Annotated in this window: 11 protein-coding genes; 7 read left to right on the top strand and 4 right to left on the bottom strand. The window is 56.4% G+C overall.

The genetic code is table 11. From position 1 onward, the window contains the following. Positions 1-58 precede the first annotated feature (58 nt). Both BJL95_RS05645 and BJL95_RS05640 read left to right on the top strand, forming a co-directional pair. A complete protein-coding gene (locus tag BJL95_RS05645) occupies positions 59-598 on the top strand; it encodes a PAS domain-containing protein (protein ID WP_064029957.1) in 540 nt (179 codons plus the stop codon). 3 nt (positions 599-601) lie between these two features. Continuing rightward, on the top strand, positions 602-2089 hold the full coding sequence (locus tag BJL95_RS05640; protein ID WP_071156180.1) for a methyl-accepting chemotaxis protein: 1488 nt from the start codon (positions 602-604) through the stop codon (positions 2087-2089). Positions 2090-2154: 65 nt separating this feature from the next. On the opposite strand, the gene BJL95_RS05635 is transcribed toward BJL95_RS05640, so the two are convergent. Further along, entirely contained in the window at positions 2155-6138 is a 3984-nt protein-coding gene (locus BJL95_RS05635) for a hypothetical protein (RefSeq protein ID WP_071156178.1), read from the bottom strand. Positions 6139-6274: 136 nt separating this feature from the next. Here BJL95_RS05635 and BJL95_RS05630 point away from each other — a divergent pair, with 136 nt between their 5' ends. Further along, positions 6275-7750: a RimK family protein gene (locus BJL95_RS05630; protein WP_071156175.1), complete on the top strand. Its 1476-nt coding sequence runs from the start codon at positions 6275-6277 to the stop codon at positions 7748-7750. A 52-nt stretch (positions 7751-7802) separates the two neighbouring features. On the opposite strand, the gene BJL95_RS05625 is transcribed toward BJL95_RS05630, so the two are convergent. Both BJL95_RS05625 and tssJ read right to left on the bottom strand, forming a co-directional pair. Then, positions 7803-9047: a pectin acetylesterase-family hydrolase gene (locus BJL95_RS05625; RefSeq protein ID WP_071156173.1), complete on the bottom strand. Its 1245-nt coding sequence runs from the start codon at positions 9045-9047 to the stop codon at positions 7803-7805. Between the two features lie 78 nt (positions 9048-9125). Beyond that, positions 9126-9635 carry a type VI secretion system lipoprotein TssJ gene (gene tssJ / locus BJL95_RS05620; RefSeq protein ID WP_071156171.1) on the bottom strand — a complete coding sequence of 170 codons (510 nt, stop codon included), beginning with the start codon at positions 9633-9635 and terminating at the stop codon, positions 9126-9128. Between the two features lie 424 nt (positions 9636-10059). Here tssJ and BJL95_RS05615 point away from each other — a divergent pair, with 424 nt between their 5' ends. Beyond that, positions 10060-10446 carry a sirohydrochlorin chelatase gene (locus BJL95_RS05615; RefSeq protein ID WP_254786693.1) on the top strand — a complete coding sequence of 129 codons (387 nt, stop codon included), beginning with the start codon at positions 10060-10062 and terminating at the stop codon, positions 10444-10446. Positions 10447-10791: 345 nt separating this feature from the next. Here the strand turns inward: BJL95_RS05615 and BJL95_RS05610 are convergent, their stop codons facing one another. Beyond that, a complete protein-coding gene (locus BJL95_RS05610) occupies positions 10792-11508 on the bottom strand; it encodes a YebC/PmpR family DNA-binding transcriptional regulator (protein WP_071156169.1) in 717 nt (238 codons plus the stop codon). Positions 11509-11884: 376 nt separating this feature from the next. On the opposite strand from BJL95_RS05610, the gene BJL95_RS25875 reads away from it, so the two are divergent. From BJL95_RS25875 to alr, 3 genes are all read left to right on the top strand, one after another. Next, positions 11885-12013, top strand: a complete 129-nt coding sequence (locus tag BJL95_RS25875; RefSeq protein WP_269454764.1) for a hypothetical protein — start codon at positions 11885-11887, stop codon at positions 12011-12013. A gap of 358 nt (positions 12014-12371) precedes the next feature. Then, positions 12372-14807 carry a replicative DNA helicase gene (gene dnaB, locus BJL95_RS05605; protein WP_071156167.1) on the top strand — a complete coding sequence of 812 codons (2436 nt, stop codon included), beginning with the start codon at positions 12372-12374 and terminating at the stop codon, positions 14805-14807. After that, entirely contained in the window at positions 14804-15949 is a 1146-nt protein-coding gene (alr, locus tag BJL95_RS05600) for an alanine racemase (protein ID WP_071156165.1), read from the top strand. The genes dnaB and alr overlap by 4 nt, the downstream gene beginning before the upstream one ends. Positions 15950-15983 lie beyond the last annotated feature (34 nt).

Here is a 15983-nt window from a genome sequence, read left to right as displayed (position 1 = left end):
GGCATCAAATAATAACATTACAAATTTCGAGGCATTTTCAGCCTTCAGGCACGGTCAAATGAAACCAGCGATCACCCCGATCAATCAAGAACGCAAACTTGCCGAAGACGACTTTATCGTTTCCAAGACCGATACGGCGGGACGCATCACCTATGCCAACCGGATCTTCATGGAAATCGCCGGCTACCCCGAGCAAGAATTACTCGGGGTGCAGCACAACATCATCCGTCATCCCGAGATGCCGCGCGGCGTATTCCGGTTTATGTGGAATACCTTAAAAGCCGGCAACGAATTCTTTGGGTTCGCCAAAAACCTGTGCTCCGATGGTAGCTTTTATTGGGTTTTTGCCAATATCACGCCGGATTACGACAAGAATGGCAAATTGCAGGGCTACTATTCCGTGCGCCGTAATCCGCCGCGTTCGGCGCTCGAGGCGTTGATCCCAGTATACCAAGCGATGTTGGCGATCGAGAAAGCCAGTTCCGTAAAGGACGCTCCGGACAAATCGTTGGAATATCTACTGGATTTCGTTCAACAAACCGGTGCGAAGAATTATGACAGCCTGGTTCTGAGCCTCTACAAACCGCACGGAGTTTAAGTCATGAAGAAAAGGGCCAATTCCAACGCGAATATTCCGTTTCTGCGTACTCGCCTCAATTTTGCGGTAGCGATTATCCTGGTTTCGTCGATCGGACTTTTTCTCTACCACCTGCTTAGCGACGGATTCTCGATAGTCACGCTCGGTTTGACGCTGCCTTTACCGGCGGTGGCTTACTATCTTTGGAAAACCGGCAAGCAAAGTTTGACGGTGCTGGAACGGATAGAAGACGTGTTGCGACTGACCAATAACGGCGAACTTTATCATCGCGTCACTCAAGTCCACGGCATGGGTGAAATCGGTAAGGTGGCCTGGGAGTTGAATGAAGCGCTGGATTTGATGGAAGCCTATTTCAAGGAGGTCAATTCCTGCTTCAAACATTCGGCGGAAGGCAATCACGGCCGTTATGCGTTGGTGGATGGCTTTCCGGGCCTGTTGAAGCAGTCGGCGGTTAGCGTTAACGACGCTATCAAACACATGCGGGAAAACGAGCGCTTGATGATTCGGCGGCGCTTGTCCGCTGGACTGCACGCCTTGAATACCACTAACTTGCTGGGCAATCTGAAGGGTAATCAAAGCGATTTGCTCAATATCACCGAACAGCTGGAAAAGGTCGAGATCATTGCCGCCGACACCGGCCGCAATGCCGATGCCAGCTTGTCGACCGTCGAAACCATCAGCGGGTCGCTGACCGACATCAACGCCAACGTCCACTCGGTGTCGGAAGTGATCGGCGCCTTGATCGCCGATAGCAAGAAAATCACCGAATCGCTGTCAATGATTACCGGCATTGCGGATCAAACCAACTTGTTGGCGCTGAACGCCTCTATCGAAGCCGCGCGTGCCGGCGAGCACGGTCGAGGCTTCGCGGTGGTGGCCGACGAAGTGAAGAATTTGTCCGAGCATACCAAGAATGCCGCGCTGGAGGTGTCGAAAACTTTGAACGCCTTCAACAAGCGGGTGCAACAGATGCACGCTGAAGCCGAAAATTCGGCAGGCCTGTCCCAGCAAATTCTCGAGCAGGTCAGCGCGTTTCGTCACCAATTCTCGAATCTGTCCGAATCCGCCAAGGCTTCCGTCGGCTACATAGCTTATGCCAAGGATAAATCTTTCGGGCTACTGACCAAGCTCGATCATATCGTTTACAAACAAAACGGTTACATTTCGATCGAAGCCTCCGGCGAATGTCCGCAGCAGCAAGCCATCCTGGTCGACCATCACAATTGCCGTTTGGGCAAGTGGTATTACGAGGGCATGGGCCATCAAAGCTTCCGGACTACCCAAGCCTACGCGAAATTGTCGTTGCCGCACGGCGATGTCCATGACGCAACGCAAGCCGCTTTCAAAATTTCCAGGGATCGCTGGATGGAAGATCCCAGGCTACTCGACGAAATTATCAATCAAATGCGCCGAGCCGAGGACGCCAGCGCCATCGTGATGCAATGCATAGATGAAATGGTTCGCGAAAAACACGTCGACGATAAATATTAAAAAACCGTTGAGGCTTGCGAGAAAACTCGGCGGGCAAATACATTCGGTCGCGCGGACGGATACGCCTATTCGCCTGCTCCGCGCCAAATCCCCCCAACGGACCAACACAACCAAGCCCAACGCAGCCAGTTGAGCAAGGCTCTGGCCAGCCACAGCGCCCAGGCCAGCATCAGCAGATGGTAGGTGAAAATCGGTAGGCTGACCACGCCGGCCGTCGGCAATCGTGCTGGATTGCGGTCTTGATACCAGTTCAGTCGATAGGCGTCGGAGTGATTTCCGGCAATTTGCATGTCAGGGGTGCCCAGCAATCCCTGCCGCACCGCTAGGCCTAGCAGGGTCAGCGTCAGCAAGCCTAACAAGGCCAAGCCGATCTGGCTGGCGTTAAAGGCCAGTCGGGAATGGGCCGGCCGTCGGGCGCGCCAATCCAGTGCAAACAAGCAAGCGACCACGGTCAGCGCGGCGGCGATATGTAGCTGGCTTAAGCCCACCAGCAACAAAAACCAGGCGCCGCCGCCGAGCGGCACGCGGCCAATTTTCGCTAAGCCCCAGGCCGCGCAGGCCAGCACGACCAATAAGCCCCAAATCAGCGCGGCCGGTCCGAAACGCGGTCCAACCGTCCAGACTGGCCAGTGATCACGAGGTATAGTCATATGGATATCGCTGTTGACGCTAGGCGTGCCCAAGTCCATCGGCGGGGTTTCCAACCAAAAGCCGGGCTCGGCGGCGGCTTGCCAATGGACTTCGATCCGTTGTTCGCCCGGATGAATCGGCAGACTCAGCGTCGCGCCTTGTTGGCGTATCGGTTGACTGGCGCCGTCTATCGTCACGCCTTGCAATTCAGCGCCGGCCGGCAGCGTCAGCTTATGCTGGCCGCCCTTGGAGCTACGTAAGTGCAGACTTAAGCGGCTATCGACGCCGCGTTGGCCAGGCGTAACCTCCAGATCGCTATGATCGATCGTCAGCGTATCGCCCGCTAGGGCCGCCGGCCTGTCTATGCTCAATTCGACCGTTTCGCCCGGCCACGGCCGCCACTCCGGCAGCCAGACGCCGGCATCGCCGTGATGAACCACCGCGATGCCGGCGATTCGTAAATGCCAAACCGGGCTGACGTCGGCTCGCCAGACTTCGGTCCATTGAGTCGTGTCCGGCGCCTTCAGCGTCAAATGCGCGGATTTTTCCAACAGTGATTCCCAAACCAAACCCTCTTGGCCGGCGGCCATATTGATCAGTACCTTGCCGTCCTTGACGCGGACCTCCGAGCTGGTGACCGCTTCGCCCGGCAATAGCGGCAACTCCAGCAAAACCGGCTGACCACTGGCAACCAATGGCTCGATGCGGGTGGTGACGCGCCAATCCAAGCCCAGATGCAAGGTCCGTTCGACGCGGACGAAAGCCGGTAGCGGTTTGGCCGCTTTTTGGCCTGGTTCGCCGGACTCGCGCGGCTCACGGCTAAATTCCAACTGCGGTCCGGCCAAGCCGTCTTCATAGACGCCGCCGATCGTCCAGCCTAGGGCTTCCAGCGTGACATGGCGCGGCGCCAACGGTAGTGGTAGCGCGAACTTGTCCAGGTTGGCGTAGCGACCTTGCAATTTGAAAACATGCACGCCGGCCGGCACCAGTACGCTCAAGCCGCCATCGTCGCGGCGAATTGCTGCCCGGGCGGGGCTGCCGTCGACATCAATGCGTTCGGGAAACCAGATGCCCAACTTGGCGGGCAGCGGCACGGCCACTTCGCGCTCGGCGGCGATTCGCAGTTCGATGGTCAAGGTGTCCTGGCGGGCAAACACCTGCATCTCGGCAATCTGCGCGCATTGCGGGACGCAGGCTGGCGGCTCCAGCAGGCGAGTTTTCAGTTGTTCCAGCAAGGCCTGATCCGGCCAATCAGCGGCATGGACCGGTGGGTGAGGGGCGATCAGCAGGATCAAGATCAATGACGCGACCGAGCCTTTGCCCAGGCGCCAGGCGGGCAGTGTGAAGCCGGCCAGACGTAGGACCAATAAGGCCGCGATAGCCGTTTGCAGCACGCGTAGCAGCGCGGTGGCCCACGGCGGTAGATACCAGAACCGCAAGTGCTCGGTGCTATCGACCGGACCGTTCCAGTTTAAACGGACCCGTTGCCAATGCCAATTCGGCAAACCGGGGCCGGTTTGTAGATTGGCGTCCGGATCGATGCGGTCCAGGCCGGCGGCCGACGAGAGTGGCGCCGACATCGGCAAGGCTTTGCTCAAATACGCGCGCCTCGGCGCCTGCTCGGCAGCGGCGGTTTCGGCCAGTTCGGCGGGCGCCGCGGCCGTTATCGCGTCGGCGCCGGCCGGCACCTCGGAGTAGCCGAAATCATTGAAGGCCGCCGGCTCGGCCAGTTGGGGATAGACGGCCGCGCGCAATTGGTCAATCGCGAACGGCACCGCGACAATCACCAGAGCCGCCAAGCTGGCGCCGCGATACCAAGTCAGCCAGCGGGCCAAGCGTCCGCTCGGTACCACGCGAAGGAGTCCGGCGATGGCCAGACCGTTCAGCCACAACCAGCGGGGTGCATCGGCTTCGTGCCAGATCAAGATCAAGCCGAGCAAGGCCAAGCCGCCCCAAGCCGGCGACCAGAGCCTGCCGGCCGCGATCGCGGCCAGCGCGACCAGAAACAAGTCCAGCAAAGTCCAGCGCGCCAGCCAGGTGTCCGAGCTGTTGTCGACGCCGGTCACGGCCAATAGTCGCCAACCCGGCGGCAGGTTGAGTTCGGCGCGCAGCGATTGAAACCGTTGCTGCCAGCCGTCGGCGGCTATTTCAGAGATGCCGTTTTCGATGCGGCTATCCGCGCTGAGCTCGATCGCGCCGCGCCGGACTTCGATGCCGTCGGATTGATCGAGCCGGGTCAGCAGTTGGTTTTGGCCGTTCAATTGCACCTGCCCGAGCCGGGTTTCCGGCAGCGCGTTCAGCCGCCAATCTCGGCTCATCGTGCCGCTGATCTTGTCGTTAACGGTGTAGCCGCCGCCGTCGAAATCCAGCCACAAGGTCCGGACCAGGGACAGTTGATTGGGTTCCGGCTCCGGATCGCCTCGACGCAGCAGTTTGAAATGCAGACTTTGCCCCGGTGTTACTTGATAGGTCGGCAAGTGCCGCCAGTCTTCGGGTAAATTGGTCTGGCTGCCGTCGATCGCCGGCAGATTGTCGATTTCCACCAGGCGCAGGGCAGGCATGGCTTGAAAGGTCCACAGTTCGGCGCTCGGCCATGAGGCTTCGCCGGTCGGCAAGGCTATCTCTTCGACGGGGCCGGGATGGCGGGCGAGCAATTCGACGCGCCAGCGTCCAGGGCGCAGTTGTAGCCAAAGCCGGCCGTCGCCGTCCAGCCGGGCCGGCAACGGGCTAGTCAGCTCGACGGGAATTAGGCCGGGCAGCAAGGCCAGCGGCAGCGCGATTTCCCGGGCGGCGCCGGACACTTCCAGATCGAGGCGAGTGAGCACTTGCAAGGGGATATCGTCGATGATTTGGCGGAATACTTGCACGTCCAAGCGATCCTGACCGGTGCCGCCGGCATCGGCGCGCGGCCAAACCGCGCCTTGCTCGATGGTCGGATAAGGAATGGTTAGTCCTGCCACGCTGAGTTGCAGCGGACCCACAATCTCCGGTAGCGCTAACTGTTCGGGTAGCTGTTGCCAGCGAAACTCGCCGGCGATCCGATAGCGTCCGGCCGGCAGATAGACCGCCGGCTTGCCGTTGCGAATCAATACCGGCAAGGCTTGCCGGTCGGCGCTTACCGCTTGCGGCCAATGGCGTTCGTCGCCGGGCAGTTCCAGCCAGTCGCGGCGATACAGGGTCCAGTCGCCGGCGAACCGGCCGCCGCCGCTTTCCAGTTGCAATTGCAACGGTCCCGGCCAGACGCAATGCTTGGATTGAAAGTCGTCGTGGCCGAACGGACAGCCGTGTTCGGGCTGGTCGTGCAGCACCCACTCGGCCCAGGGTACCAATGGGGCTGGCAGCGCATCGGGCGGGATGGCGCCGGCCGTACGCCAGAACCAGAGTCCGAAACATAACACCACGTACATCAATCGCCACATTCTTGCCTCCCGAATCGATTCCCGCTCAAGCGCCGGTAACGGCGTCATTATGCGGCATGGATTGGTGCTTGTGAAAATCCGCGGTCGGTTTCAGAATGCCCAGCTTGTTTCCACTCTCCGCAAGGCAATTTCCGCGATGGCAAGTACGCTACTGGTAGTCGACGACCTTTCCGACTGGGGACCTTATTATCCCAGCGAACATGTCATCACTTTCGAAACCTATCTGGCAACCGCGCATGCCGATCCGGATCGGCGGATGCGGATCATCAATTTGTGCGGCGACTATGCCTATCTATCGGACGGGTACTACTGTTCGCTGCTCGCGGAAGCGCGCAATCACCATGTGATTCCGTCGGTAAAAGTCATCAACGATTTGGGCAAGAATGCCTTGTACCGTCTGCAACTGGAAGATTTTACCGAGCCTTTGCTGCGAGCATTCAAGAAGCAGAACAAGGATGGCGAGTTCGCGCTGTACAGCTATTTCGGCACCACACCCGATCCGGCGTTTCAGGAATTGGCGCGCTTGTTGTTCGAGCGTTTTCCCTGCCCGATTCTCAAGATTACGCTCCGCCCGCAACAGCAATGGGAAATCACCGATTTGACCGCGGTATCGCCGCGCCAGTTGAACGACGACATGCAAACCTTGTTCGCCGACGCGCTGGACAAATTCAGCAAGAAGGTCTGGCGTAAGAGTCGGGCTCGCAAGTCAGCGCGATTCGATTTGGCGGTGCTGATCAACCCTGCCGAAACCTTGCCGCCCAGCAATCGCGGCGCGCTAAAGAAATTCATTCACGTGGGCCGGCGGATGGGCATCGACGTGGAGTTGATTACCCAGAACCATTACGGCCGTATCCCAGAGTTCGACGGCCTGTTCATCCGTGAAACCACCGCGATAGACCATCATACTTACCGCTTCGCGAAAAAAGCCGAGGCCGAAGGTTTGGTGGTGATCGACGATCCTAATTCGATTTTGCGTTGCGCCAACAAGGTGTATTTGGCCGATTTATTCCGTACCCACCGCGTGCCGTCGCCGCGCACGTGGATTTTGCACAAGGGCAATGCGGCACATCTGGACCAATTGGAAGCCGCCGCCGGTTTCCCGGTGGTGATCAAGATTCCGGACGGTTCGTTCTCGCGGGGTATCGTCAAGGTGAATAATCGGGCGGAATTGGATCAAAAAGTCGCGGAACTATTTCAGCAATCGGCGTTGCTGTTGGCGCAGGAATTTTTGTATACCGATTTCGACTGGCGTATCGGCGTGTTTAACCACAAGGCTTTGTACGCTTGCCGTTATTTCATGGTGAAAAATCATTGGCAGATTTACCGGCACGGCGCTAACCGCACCGATAGCGGCAGTTTCGCGACGTTACCGACCTTCGAAGTACCGAGGGTGGTGCTGGAGGCCGCGCTGAAAGCCACCCAGCCGATAGGCAACGGATTGTACGGCGTGGATGTCAAGGAAGTGGCCGGCAAGGGCTATGTCATCGAGGTCAACGACAATCCCAGCATCGACAGCGGCGTCGAGGACCAGTATCTGGGCGACGAACTTTACCGCGCCATCATGGCGGAATTTCTGCGGCGGATGGAAAACCGCGGTAAGGGTTTGGCGTGAATGCCCTGCTCGGCTTATTGGCGAGGCAGGGCTACGTAGAGTTAACCGCAAGTTAAAAAAGGCGGGAATAAAATCGATTCAGACAGGCTTCAATACCGTCCGTTGTTAACGTTTCTTCGCCACAATTCTCGCCCAGCGTGCAACTCAGGTTGCGCCAGCGATGCTTTTTGCTATAGGACTCTCCAGTCTGGGTTTTGATCCAGTCTAGAAAGCTAATACCTTCTAACGCCGACGTATAAAACTCACTGTAGCTTAATATCGTATGGTCACAACCGGGGTCGATATAGCTGCGATAATTGTGTGGCAGGTTGGTTTGATTAGCTACAGTCATTTCCAGCATACGAGTGCTCCAGGTCGCCAGGTCTGGTAAAGGTTGCGGGATTGGTTGCATAAGATTCCAAAATATTGCTTGAACATAATCGTATGCGTTGGTGTATTGGCTGAATCGATCTTCGGGATATTGATTAGCGAGTATCCTCAGTGCTGAAGGTATAAAATTTAAACCTTCAGTTACCTTCGATAATCGCCTCAATGCGGGGTGCAAGGTTTGCTCTATCGACCAGGATGTATTTGTTCCAAACAGTGAGTCTTGGATGAATTCATCGGTCAGTACTCCGATACTGCCGTCACTGACCAGAGAAGTTTTCGCATTGCGGCCCAGAATTTTCTTAATCCAGGGATAGTTCAGCGTACTACCGTATCCGCCAGCACTGGAGCCGGATACCAAAATTTTATCAAGATGTCTGTATCGGCTATCCAGGTAGTTCATCACGTACAGGAAGTTATCGAAACCGCGGTGATGAACAGTAAACACATCGGGAACGGCGTTGTTCGGACTGAGCTGCGGGTTGCTGTAAACGGTTTCTTTCGCCCCGATGAACACGTCGCCCGTACAGTAAGGTAGAAAGACTATTGTCCAGTCCTTGTATGGGTTGCTAGGGTTGTCTATCGCAAGAAGGCCATCCCAAGTTGCCGGATTATTGGCGAGATTGGTGCTCGGTATAAAAGTTGCCTGACTCGGATCGTTGCCGAATGCGGTGGAACAGGTGCTGTAATTCCAGCAAGCGCCACCTCCGTTGAAATACACCACCAACTTTTCAGAGTTGCCTGGCTTCAAATAAAACTTGTACCCATCCTCAAACGCGCAGCTCGGATGAATTCGCCGCGCTTGGCCGGTTACATTAACCCGATAGTCTCCAGGAGCAACGACAACTTCTTGCCAAGTGTCCTTGGCTTGCACACAGGTGGTGGCCAATAATGCGGCGGCACCAAAATAGCGCCAAAACTTCGAATTCATAGTTTTTCCTCGTAGTCATTGAACAAATTAAGAAACACCCCGATTCGCATCGAGTGGTTATAGGTTCGGTTCGACAAGTCATTCCGCCGGCTTGACCGCTAGCGCGGGCGGCGGCTCGGCGGATGCATCGGCAGCCAGTGTATTCCCCTTGATTTTCAAAGTCACCATGTTGTTTTGATGCGCGACCACCGGCGCGACGGCGCGCCATTGAGCGTTATCCAGCTTTCGAAAAGCCGCGAAAAACCCTAGTGAGCGAGTGTCGCCGGCGGGTTCGATATGTATCGCTTTGTTCTCGCCGGGTTTGATCAGCAATTCCTGCTTACGGACCAAATCGGCGGCCAGCGTGGCCTGATCTTTATCGAACAGTGCAAAAAAGTCCGCGCCATTGAACGAGCTTTGTTCACGCAGCTCGTAAACCCGCAGCAAAACCGGGGCGGCCTTGCTGTCGGCGTCGGGGTTGATCATCGGCGCGCTTTCGATCTTCAGATCGACCTGAGTCGGCGGTAAGGGCGCCGGTTGCTCCGGGGTTTCGGCACATCCGAGAACCAGGAGTAAGGGCAAGTTGAACAACAGTCTGGTTAACCACATATTGAAAGTCTCATCGGTGTTGGTAGACGCCGAACGCCGCTTAGGATACGGCGTCAGGGTTTGCGGACAGTATAGTCCTATCCGGTGTTTCGGTGGATGGTAGGCGTCGGAGCCGGTTAGGCGAATCGCGCGCGGAAAATTTCTCTGCAACGGTCTGCAATCGCGGCACACTGGCGGAAACTTTTGCGGTGCTTTTGTCATCGCTGGCGCAAAGGACAAGGTTGCTGGCGAGGTTCGGACTGAGGGAAGAATGGAGGTTTCAAACGAGTGTCGTCTCAGTACTCGGTAGACCAATTTGCCGATATCAATGCCTGAACGCCTAGCAATGCGCAGGTTTTGTCGCGGGAACCTCTCCCTCCCTGGTGTCGCCGTTCGCGACGTATGTTAGTGGGTCGCGACGCCACCAAATCTCTAAGGACATCGAATGAAAACGATGAACACTCACTTGTTACTGGTCGCGCACGGCAGTCGCCGAGAACAAGCTAACGACGAGATTCGTCGATTGGCGGACATCTTGGCCATCGGCAGCCGTTATGCCGGTGTCGCGTGCGCATTCCTGGAAATTGCCGAACCGAGCATCTCGGACGGTTTACGTAGGCAAATTGCGGCCGGCGCGCGGCGTATTGTCGTCTTACCTTACTTTTTGGCGGCCGGTCGTCATGTTGGCATCGATATTCCGGCGCAAGTAGAGGGCATGCGCTGTCAGGCGCCGGAGGTCGAAATTCTGATTGCCGAGCATTTAGGCAGCGCGGCCGCGATGCGGCCAGTGTTACTCGATTTGGCGTTCGATTGTCTGGGCGAGCTTTCGTGAAAATATAGCGGATGAGAACAGCGACTTCGGTCGTTCCGGCGCGCCAGCGATGCTCTCTTTTTCACTGAATGTGCTTTGGGCATAAAAAAGCCCGCATATCGCGGGCTTCGTCCGGTTTATTATTGTGTTTTGGACGTCTGTCGAATCGATTTCGACAGCTTAACTTGCTGCGCTTATTGTTGTTGTTTTACCAGCGAACTGGCCGCTCTCCTCCCCCGTTGAAAGATGACGATTCTTGCCAATCGCATCGACCTAATTCAAGGTAGGTGCATTCTAAGAGATTAAAACCGGGTTGTCCAGAAAAACTGCGACAAATTGCCGCAGTTTTTTCCCGATTCCTCGCGGTCAATAGGCGGCGTCGTGATAAACGTTTTGCACGTCATCCAGTTCGTTCAACAGATCTAAAAATTTTTCGAATAACACTGCGTCGTCGCCCGCGATCGGCGTTGAACCCTTCGGTAAAAACTGAATTTCATCGACTTCGAAATCGATTTCACCTAGCAAGTCGGTCAGCGCCTGCTTGGCTTTGAAATAGTCGGCTTGCGGCGTGAATACCGTTAACTTGCCTTCGTCGTTTTCAATATCGCTGACATCGACGTCGGCGCTCAGCAGGGCTTCGAGAACGCTGTCTTCGTCATCGTGGCGAAACGCCAGAATCGCGGCGTGATCGAACATGTGGCTGACGGTGCCCTGCGTGCCTATCTTACATTTGGTTTTGGTAAAACACAGGCGTACGTCGCCGAACGTGCGATTCGGATTATCGGTCAAGCAATCGACGATTACCATGCAACCGCCCGGGCCAAAACCTTCGTAGCGAGCCGGCGCGAAATCCTCGCCGCCGCCGCCCTTGGCTTTGTCTAGGGCTTTGTCGATGACGTGGCCGGGAACCTGATCCTTTTTAGCCCGGTCGATAAGTCCGCGTAAGGTCAAATTGCCGGACGGGTCGACGCCGCCGGACTTGGCGCAGACATAAATTTCGCGGCCGTATTTGCTGTATACCTTGGTCTTCGCATCGGCCGTTTTGGCCATCGACACCTTTCTGTTCTGGTAGGCTCTACCCATCGGACTGCTGCTCCATAGACAACGCGGTTAAAGGCGCGGATTTTAACGCCAAGTATTTTTTCGCGGGAAACTTTTCGCTGTCGGCGGGTCAGCGCGACGCAGTCGAGCCGATTGGCGAGGATGGCCTTGATGAATCTTCTTTGTATCCGACTCCGGCAAAAATGCCGCAATCCGGTCCGGCGTAGCCGAAAATCGGAAAACTTCCGCGAGATGTTGAAATTTAATTTACTTTAACAATGAATTTTAACGGCTTGTTTTAAATTGTATTGTTGTTGTACTTCATTGATTGTGTTGCCAAAACCTCTGAAAGGGGCTATTGAGTTTTATCGGGAAAGTGGCAAACTCGCCAAACGGGAGGCTTTAATTGGGAGGTACTATGAAAATACTAGCTATCTTGATCTTGGCGGGGCTCGGCTACGGCGCGGTCAGATTTATTCTTACAGTGGTGAAAGAACTGGCGTTGTTTGCCGTCGAAGCTTGGCGCGATATCGAGGTTGAGCAATAACGCTAACCAAAAATCAATTCATACAAAAGGGCTACGGGCCTATTATTGCAGATCAGCAAACAGCCGGGTGAAACCGGCTTTTTTGTGCCCTAGAGTCCGAGAAAGCCGAGCTTGGCTGCTAAAGGAAGACGTAGCGCAAAACAGCGGTCGTAGCGTTGTTGGTGGTCAATTGCCGGTGAGATGTGGGTAGGCCCTGACAAAATTGAAACCGCTAGTCGTCCGAGATGTATTGGTACGCGGCCTACTCGCCGAACGATATACTTTGCATTTTCCGTCGGCATGCGAGGTCGTCGCCATCAGTCTGTCCGAGTAGTTAGCCGGTTATAATGCGCGGCCAGTATTCGCCCTTTCCGTTGCCATGTCCGAAGATTATTACTTTTCTCCCGATCAAGCCGTCGAGTCCCTGAAAGTCCCGCCGCATTCGATCCAGGCCGAGCAATCCGTGCTGGGTGGCCTGCTGCTGGATAATCGCACCTGGGATTCGGTGGCCGATAAAATCGTCGAGGGCGATTTCTATCGGCGCGATCACCGTTTGATCTTTCGCGCGATTGCTCAATTGGCCGAGAAACAGGATCCGTTCGATGTCGTGACGATTTCGGAAGTCTTGGAAGCCACCGGCGAACTGCAGGACGGCGGCGGCCTCGCGTATCTGGCTTCACTGGCGCGCGACACGCCCAGCGCCGCCAATATCGTCGCCTATGCCAACATCGTCCGCGACCGCTCGGTCTTGCGGCAGCTGATTCATGTCGGTACCGAAATTTCCGACTCGGCCTTCACCACCGAAGGCCGGGAAACCGCCGATTTGTTGGAAAACGCCGAGCGCAAGGTATTCGAAATCGCCGAGCAACGCCAACGCGGTCAAGGCGGTTTTGCGTCGATCAAATCCTTGCTGGCCAAGGCGGTGGACAAGATCGAAATGCTGTACGAGCAGGACGGCGACATCACCGGCGCCAGTACCGGCTTCACCGATCTCGACGAAAAAACCTCCGGTTTGCAACCGTCCGATTTGATTATCGTCGCCGGCAGGCCGTCGATGGGCAAATGTTTCGGCAAAGGCACGCGAATTTTAATGTATTCCGGCGAATTGAAAGCCGTCGAAGACATTCAAGTCGGTGATTTGCTAATGGGCGACGACTCCACTGCCAGGGGGGTATTATCGTTGGCGCGCGGCCGGGAAGAGATGTATTGGGTGCGCCAGAACAAAGGCCTGGATTACCGAGTCAACGCCTCGCACATTTTGTCGTTAAAACGCAGCCGCAATGAAGGCAAGCATCGAAATGGCGATGTACTGAATCTGCCGTTGCTCGATTACCTGTCTGCATCGGCGAAATTCCGCTCCAATTACAAAGGCTACAAAGTTGCGATAGATTTTGCCGAACACGAGTTGCCGCTCGACCCTTATTTTCTCGGCTTGTGGCTGGGCGACGGTGTCAGCGCGGCGGTCGATATTGCCACCACCGACGCCGAAGTCGTCGAATATTTAAGATGTTACGCCGTGCAGTTGAACCTGCATTTGACCGAAAAACAGGCCCAAGACCAACACGGCAAGGATAAATGTCCGCTGTACAGCATTAGTTCGCAACAACGCGGTAACCATCAAAACACCTTCTCCTTGCAAAAGGTGATGCGCGAACTGGACTTGCTGGGCAATAAACACATTCCACGAGCATTTCTGGCAAATTCCCGCGCCAATCGCTTAAAACTGCTGGCAGGCTTGATCGATAGCGATGGCCATTATGCTGCGAAGTACAAAATGTACGAAATCACCCAGAAAAACTCCGCCCTGGCCGGGCAAATCAAGTTCTTATGCGACAGCCTGGGCTTTAGAACTTCGTTGATAGCCAAGCAGGCCAGCATCAAGGAGACGGGCTTTTCGACAACCGTGTATCGAGTGCGTTTTAGCGGCAACGTCGACGAAATCCCGGTAAAAATCGCTCACAAGAAAGCGGCTCCCTGGACCTCGAACCGAACCTGGCAACAAACCGGCATCCAGGTCGAATATGACAAAGTCGATGATTACTTCGGCTTCGTCTGCGACGGCAACCGGCTGTTTTTGTTGGAAGACATGACTGTCGTTCACAACACCACCATCGCAATGAACATGGCCGAAAACGTGGCTTTGAAAAGCGGGATGCCGGTCGCCGTATTCAGTATGGAGATGCCGGGCGAAGCGCTGGCGATGCGGATGATGTCGTCGCTGGGCCGGATCGACCAGCACAAGGTACGGACCGGCAAACTGGACGACGACGACTGGCCGCGCTTGACCTCTGCGATCAATCTGTTGGCCGAGACCAAAATGTTTATCGACGACACCCCGGCGCTGACGCCAACCGAGGTGCGTTCCCGTGCCCGCCGGCTGACTCGCGAGCATGGTCAACTGGGTTTGATCGTGCTCGATTACTTGCAGTTAATGCAATCGCCGTCCAGCGGCGATAACCGCGTCCAGCAGATTTCGGACATCTCGCGCGGCCTGAAGGCGCTGGCCAAGGAGTTGAATGTGCCGGTGATCGCGCTATCGCAGCTCAACCGGAATCTGGAGCAACGCCCGAACAAGCGGCCGGTGATGTCGGACTTGCGCGAATCCGGCGCGATCGAGCAGGACGCCGACTTGATCATTTTCGTGTATCGCGACGAGGTGTATCACGAGGACAGTCCGGACAAAGGTATAGCCGAAGTTATCATCGGCAAGCAGCGGAACGGTCCGCTCGGCACGGTGCGACTGACCTTCCTCGGCCAATACACCCGCTTCGAAAACTTCGCGGGCGTTTATACCGGTAGCGAGGATTACGAATGACGCCGGCCGCTTACGTGCATCTGGATCTGGACGCCGCCCGCCACAATCTGGCCCAGGTTAAACGCTATGCGCCGAACAACCGGATCATGGCGGTCATCAAGGCCAACGGCTACGGCCACGGTATGGATAGAGTGGCGGCGGCGTTGGCCGAGGCCGACGGTTTCGCGGTGGCGCGGGTCGACGAAGGCGTGCGCTTGCGCGAGGCCGGCTTCACGCAAGCGATTACGGTCTTGCAGGGCTTCGTATGCCTGGACGAGCTGCGTTTGATGGTACGCCACAAACTAGCGGCGGTGATTCATACGCCACAGCAAATCGGCATTTTGCGGCAACTGGCGCCGGAATCCGAAAAATTACCGGTTTGGTTGAAAATGGATACCGGTATGAACCGCCTGGGTTTCAAGGGCGGCGACTTTTTGGCCGCTTATCAGGCGCTGGCCGATTGTGTCGCCGTCGCGCAACCGATCAATCTGATTACCCATTTCGCCAACGCCGACGACTTGCTCGACGACAAAACCCGCCGCCAGATCGACGTATTCAACCATGCGGTCAAAGACTTCCCCGGTCAGCGTAGTATCGCTAATTCGGCCGGCATCATTGGCTGGCCCAACGTGTCTTCCAACTCGGCACAGGTTAGGGGGGGGGATTGGGTCAGGCCGGGATTGATGCTTTACGGCTGCTCGCCGTTTGCCGGTAAAACCGGCGCGGATTTCGGTCTACGGCCGGTGATGAGTCTGCATTCGCGGTTGATCGCGGTCAAGTATGTCGCCGCCGGCGAGTCCGTCGGTTACAGCGGTACCTGGACTTGCCGGCAACCAACCCGGCTGGGCGTGGCGTCGATAGGCTATGGCGATGGCTATCACCGTCACACCCAAAGCGGCGCGCCGGTATTGGTCAATGGTCGGCGTGTGCCGTTGATAGGCCGGGTGTCGATGGACATGATCACCGTCGATCTTAATAGCCAGCCGGACGCCCAGCCCGGCGATCCGGTCACGTTGTGGGGCGAGGCCTTGCCGGTCGAGGAAATCGCCCGTCACGCCGACACGATACCTTATACCTTACTCTGCGGGATTACCCAGCGGGTGCAAGTGATAGAACGAAGCCCGGCGGAAACTTTTGTCTCCGCGACGACCATGGCCGGTTGAGTTGGCCGTTGCATCGTGGACAGCCAGGCTTAAC

Source organism: Methylomonas sp. LWB (assembly GCF_001856095.1).
In the GTDB taxonomy this organism is placed as follows: Bacteria; Pseudomonadota; Gammaproteobacteria; order Methylococcales; family Methylomonadaceae; genus Methylomonas; species Methylomonas koyamae_A.
This window is presented reverse-complemented; position numbering and strand designations above follow the sequence as displayed.